Raw genomic sequence first — 4,327 nt, 5'->3', positions numbered from 1 at the left:
AAAAAAATGCTTTTCAAAAATATTTTGAATATTTTATTAAAATTTTTAAAAAGCAGCGATTTGTGGTGTTGCGAGTCGGCTATGTCTATGCTAGAAACCAAGTGATTTTTGTTCTAGGTTTTAAGAAAAAGATTCTTAAGATTGAGAATGTCTGTTTCATTTCATCTGATAACTATCAGAGAGTCGCTCAAGGGAAAGAGGCGGTATTTCGTGTCGGATTCATTTTCTCTCATACCGCTGCCGTTGGTAGATCAACGCTATGCGCAAGCGCTTTTTGATTGCGTTCAAGAAGCCGGAAACGTTGAAAAGGTTGAAAAGGCAGTAGAGGATCTTTTGCTTGTTTTGGAGCATAAGGATTTAAAATGCTTTGTGCTTAGTCCATTCTTTTCAGTTAAAGAGCAAATTAAGGTGATGCAATCTGTTTGTGCAAACATCAAATTTGCTGATAAAAACGCAGGGCAGGTCATTGGTAATTTTTTACGCGTTATTGCAATAAACCGTAGGCTTAGTGCCGTATTTGGTATTTTACGTGCTTTTCAGCATTGTGTTGCACGCGCTCGTAGGCAGGTTACTGCGCAAATTGTTTCTGCGTGCCCTTTAAGTTCTCAACAAAGACAAGAGTTGTGTGAGGCTTTGGAAGGTGTTGTTGGAGGAAAAGTCTTGCTGCACATCATTGTGGATCCAACAATTCTTGGTGGATTAATCGTTCGTGTGGGATCGTCTCAAATTGATACGTCTCTTCTCACAAAATTGTCTTCACTTAAGCTTGCATTGAAAAAAGAGGTCAGCTGATGGATATTAGACCATCTGAAATTTCAAAAATTCTAAAAGAGCAAATCAAAAACTTTGACCAAAAGGCTGAGGTTTCAGAAATTGGTTGGGTTCTCTCTGTAGGGGATGGTATTGCTCGCGTTTATGGTTTGGATAATGTCCAAGCAGGGGAAATGGTCGCCTTTCCAAACGGTGTGCGTGGTATGGCACTCAATTTGGAAGTTGATAATGTTGGTGTGGTCATTTTTGGCTCAGATCGTGATATTCGTGAAGGTGATTGTGTAAAGCGGCTAGGCGCTATCGTCGATGTTCCTGTGGGTCCCGCTTTGCTTGGGCGTGTGGTTGATGCGTTGGGAAACCCTATCGATGGGAAGGGGCCCATTAAAGCAACAGAGCGTCGTCGTGTCGATGTTAAGGCTCCTGGAATTATTCCGCGTCAGTCTGTCCATGAACCGATGTCGACCGGATTGAAAGCGATTGACGCACTCATCCCTATTGGACGGGGGCAGCGTGAATTGGTGATTGGTGATCGCCAAACAGGAAAAACAGCAATTTTGCTCGATACATTTTTAAACCAAAAACCTTTTCATGAGACAGGGGCTGGACGAGAGCAAGACAAAGTTTATTGTATTTATGTGGCTATCGGTCAAAAACGTTCGACGGTGGCACAATTCGTTAAAGTTTTAGAAGAACGTGGAGCGCTGGAATATTCTATTATTGTTGCAGCGACCGCTTCTGATCCAGCACCACTGCAATTTATTGCACCTCTTGCTGGGTGTGCTATGGGTGAGTATTTCCGTGATAATGGGCAACATGCTTTGATTGGTTATGATGACTTATCAAAACAGGCGGTGGCGTATCGTCAAATGTCTCTTTTATTGCGTCGTCCTCCAGGTCGTGAAGCTTATCCGGGAGATGTTTTCTATCTGCATTCGCGTCTTTTAGAGCGGGCTGCGAAGTTGAATGCGGAAAATGGATCTGGGTCGTTGACAGCTTTGCCGGTTATTGAAACGCAAGCAAATGATGTTTCTGCCTATATTCCTACAAATGTGATTTCGATTACTGATGGGCAAATTTTTCTAGAGACTAATTTGTTTTATCAAGGAATTCGTCCTGCTGTAAATGTTGGTCTTTCTGTATCGCGTGTTGGTTCTGCTGCACAAATTAAGGCAATGAAGCAAGTTGCTGGCTCGATTAAAGGTGAATTGGCGCAATATCGTGAAATGGCAGCTTTTGCGCAGTTTGGCTCTGATTTGGATGCGTCAACCCAGCGTCTGTTAAATCGGGGTGCGCGTTTGACAGAGCTGTTGAAGCAGCCGCAATTTTCTCCGCTCAAAACAGAAGAACAGGTGGTGGTTATTTTCGCGGGTGTGAATGGCTATCTTGATGCTTTGGCGGTTTCTGATGTTGCGCGGTTTGAGCAGGGACTTTTAGTGCTTTTGCGTAGTGATTATCAAGATCTCTTAAAGGCAATTGCTGAGCAAAAGCAAATAACAGATGAGCTGAAAGATAAGTTGATAACTGTTCTTGATACTTATGCAAAAAATTTCTCGTGATGAATTGATGGAATGCTTGAATGGCTTCACTAAAAGATCTTAGAGACCGTATCGCTTCGGTTAAAGCAACACAAAAGATTACCAAAGCTATGCAAATGGTTGCAGCGGCAAGGTTGCATCGTGCTCAAGAGGCAGCGCAGTCTGCACGCCCTTATGCGAAGAGAATGGCTGATATTTTGACCAGTGTTGCTGCTGATGTAGATGGTGTTGATGCGCCTACTCTTATGCGTGGTACGGGGCGCGATGATGTACATCTTTTGGTGGTGTGTACTGCTGAGCGCGGTTTGTGTGGTGCTTTTAACGTGCAAATTGCTCGTCGTGCACGTGAGCAGATTAAGGCATTGTTGGCGGCTGATAAAATAGTAAAAATTATCACTGTGGGTAAAAAAGGCGCGGATATTTTATCGCGTGATTACAAAGGCTTGATAATTGATCATATCGATTTGCATGCTGTAAAGCGAATTGGTTTTGCAGAAGCAGTGATGATTAGTCAACGGATTGTTGATTTATTCAATGAAGGCGCTTTCGATGTTTGTACGCTGTTTTATTCTGAATTTGTTTCCGTAATTAATCAGCGTCCAACAGCTTTGGATTTGATTCCAATGGTTGCTCCAAAAGCAACTGTTAGGGCAATAGATATTGTGGAGCAAACCGATCATAACAAAGGTTCACAATCGATTGTTTATGAATATGAACCTGATGCTGCGTCTCTTTTAGAGGCCCTTGTACCACGTAATCTTTCGGTGCAAATCTTTCGGGCTTTGCTAGAAAATGTTGCTGGTGAAATGGGCGCCAAGATGACAGCTATGGATAATGCATCGCGCAATGCGGGTGAAATGATTAGTAAATTGACGGTGGCTTATAATCGTCAACGTCAAGCACAGATTACGACAGAATTGATCGAAATTATTGCGGGCGCTGAAGCGCTTTAAATGGAGAAGGTAAGAATTGATGGTAAAAGCAGTAACCTCAAGCAAAGGAACAGAAAAAGGTGAAAAAAAGAAACCAGCTGCTCGTTCCGGCGTGAAAAAAGCCGCTTCGAAATCTCAAGTGGATGTAAAGGCTTCCTCTGTACCTGCGCGTGATGCAGCTAAAGATACACCTGTAAAAAAAGATACATCCGCAAAAAAAGAAGAGCATGCAAAAGGCGCTGTTGGTGAAATCAAGCAGATTATTGGTGCTGTCGTTGATGTGCAATTTGAAGGTGAATTGCCAAATATTCTCAACGCTTTGGAAACAGAGAATTTAGGTAATCGCTTAGTATTAGAAGTTGCGCAGCATTTGGGTGAAAATACTGTGCGTACGATTGCTATGGATACGACTGATGGTTTGATGCGGGGCCAAAAGGTTGTGGATACAGGCACACAAATTAGCGTTCCTGTAGGAGAAGCAACGTTGGGACGTATTATGAATGTGATTGGGGAACCGGTGGATAATGTGGGACCAATCGCTTCAACCAAAACACGTTCTATTCACCAAGAGGCACCTGAATATGTTGAGCAATCGACTGTTTCGGAAATTCTCGTCACCGGTATTAAAGTCGTGGATTTGTTAGCCCCTTATTCTAAAGGGGGTAAAATTGGCTTGTTTGGTGGTGCTGGTGTTGGAAAAACCGTTCTCATTATGGAGCTTATAAACAATATTGCAAAGGCACATGGTGGCTATTCTGTATTTGCTGGTGTGGGAGAACGTACACGTGAAGGAAATGATCTTTATTATGAAATGATCGAAAGCCGCGTGAATGTGAATCCAAAAGAGAATAATGGTTCAACGGAAGGGTCAAAGTGTGCCCTTGTTTACGGGCAAATGAATGAACCACCAGGAGCGCGTGCGCGTGTGGCTCTTTCAGGATTGACAATTGCAGAAAGTTTCCGTGATGAAGGACAAGATGTTCTCTTCTTTGTGGATAATATTTTCCGTTTCACGCAAGCAGGAGCTGAGGTGTCTGCTCTTTTAGGGCGTATTCCTTCTGCTGTGGGGTATCAGCCAACTTTGGCAAC

4 protein-coding genes and 1 pseudogene are annotated in these 4,327 nt (G+C 43.0%); all 5 read left to right on the top strand.

Features of this window, described 5'->3' with window-relative positions; translation table 11 throughout:
- On the top strand, positions 1-278 hold a 278-nt coding region (locus ACFIL8_RS04270), incomplete at its 5' end, for a hypothetical protein (protein ID WP_375688987.1).
- Positions 211-792, top strand: a complete 582-nt coding sequence (gene atpH / locus ACFIL8_RS04265; RefSeq protein WP_375668289.1) for an ATP synthase F1 subunit delta — start codon at positions 211-213, stop codon at positions 790-792. The genes ACFIL8_RS04270 and atpH, both read left to right, overlap by 68 nt.
- Complete coding sequence (atpA, locus tag ACFIL8_RS04260) at positions 792-2,327, top strand: F0F1 ATP synthase subunit alpha (RefSeq protein ID WP_375611722.1); 1,536 nt, start codon at positions 792-794, stop codon at positions 2,325-2,327. Before atpH ends, atpA begins: the two co-directional genes overlap by 1 nt.
- Positions 2,328-2,347: 20 nt before the next feature.
- Positions 2,348-3,259, top strand: a complete 912-nt coding sequence (locus ACFIL8_RS04255) for a F0F1 ATP synthase subunit gamma (RefSeq protein WP_375611723.1) — start codon at positions 2,348-2,350, stop codon at positions 3,257-3,259.
- Positions 3,260-3,278: 19 nt separating this feature from the next.
- Positions 3,279-4,327: pseudogene (locus tag ACFIL8_RS04250) on the top strand (F0F1 ATP synthase subunit beta); the annotation flags it as partial.

This window comes from Bartonella sp. AP57NXGY, assembly GCF_042195805.1.
Taxonomy (GTDB): domain Bacteria; phylum Pseudomonadota; class Alphaproteobacteria; order Rhizobiales; family Rhizobiaceae; genus Bartonella.
The sequence above is the reverse complement of the archived record's forward strand: the minus strand, read 5'-3'. Positions and strand labels throughout refer to the sequence as shown.

Excerpts from the sequence above, each read along its gene's own strand:
- atpA (WP_375611722.1), top strand. The coding sequence starts at position 792 with ATGGATATTAGACCATCTGAAATTTCAAAAATTCTAAAAGAGCAAATC.
- ACFIL8_RS04255 (WP_375611723.1), top strand. The coding sequence starts at position 2,348 with ATGGCTTCACTAAAAGATCTTAGAGACCGTATCGCTTCGGTTAAAGCA.